Raw genomic sequence first — 732 nt, forward strand, 5'->3', positions numbered from 1 at the left:
TGGGGGCGGGTGGGCGAGGGGTGCGGGGAGGGGTCAGGTGGTCAGCCAGCGGGTGGCGCGCGCGAGGATCTCGCGGTGCGTGGGCGCGTCGTACGACGCGGCGTCGTGCCCGAGGGCGTCGTAGAATACCTTCGCGTCGCCGTAACGCCGCGCCCACATCAGGGGATGCTCGCGCCCGTCGTGCTCGTGCGAGGCCAGGGCCACGACGGACGGGTCGACGCGGAGGTCGGTGTAGCGCTCGTCGTGCACGGTGAAGTCGTCCAGCCCCGCGACGATCGCGTCGCGCTCCGGGTGCACCAGGATCGTCGCCAGGCCGTAGTCAGGATGGAAGGTCGTGTCGCGCACCCACACCCCGCCGAGGATCGCCTCCCACTCGGGCACCCCGCGCAGCGACGTGGAGGTGACGTGCGAGACCAACAGCGGCCGCCCGCGCCCGAGGTGGGCGAGCAGGCCGGCTCGGCCGCGCGCCTCGGCGTCGGGGTCGGGGGTGCCGGTGTGGGCCGGGTCTCCCAGGTTGAGCACGAGGAGGTCGGGGTCGTCCGCGGTGAGGGCGGCCATGCGTGCGTCGACGTCGCCCGAGATCTCGACATCCAGGCCCTGGTCGCGAAGGATGTCGGCCAGCCGGGCCGACGTCTCGGCGAACGGGTGCCAGGGGTCGGCGTAGCGGCCGGAGCCGCTCAGGATGAGTGCGCGCACGGAGGTTCCTCTCGATCACCGCGATGGTAAGCGCTC

Annotated in this window: 1 protein-coding gene; it reads right to left on the reverse strand. The window is 73.4% G+C overall.

Annotation, left to right across the window (positions count from 1 at the left end; genetic code table 11):
- Positions 1–33: 33 nt before the first annotated feature.
- Positions 34–696, reverse strand: coding sequence for a ThuA domain-containing protein (locus U870_RS0122175; RefSeq protein ID WP_025159524.1), 663 nt, complete (start codon positions 694–696; stop codon positions 34–36).
- Positions 697–732 lie beyond the last annotated feature (36 nt).

The sequence above is a fragment of the Leifsonia aquatica H1aii genome, assembly GCF_000633535.1.
GTDB classification, from domain to species: Bacteria; Actinomycetota; Actinomycetes; order Actinomycetales; family Microbacteriaceae; genus Leifsonia; species Leifsonia aquatica_A.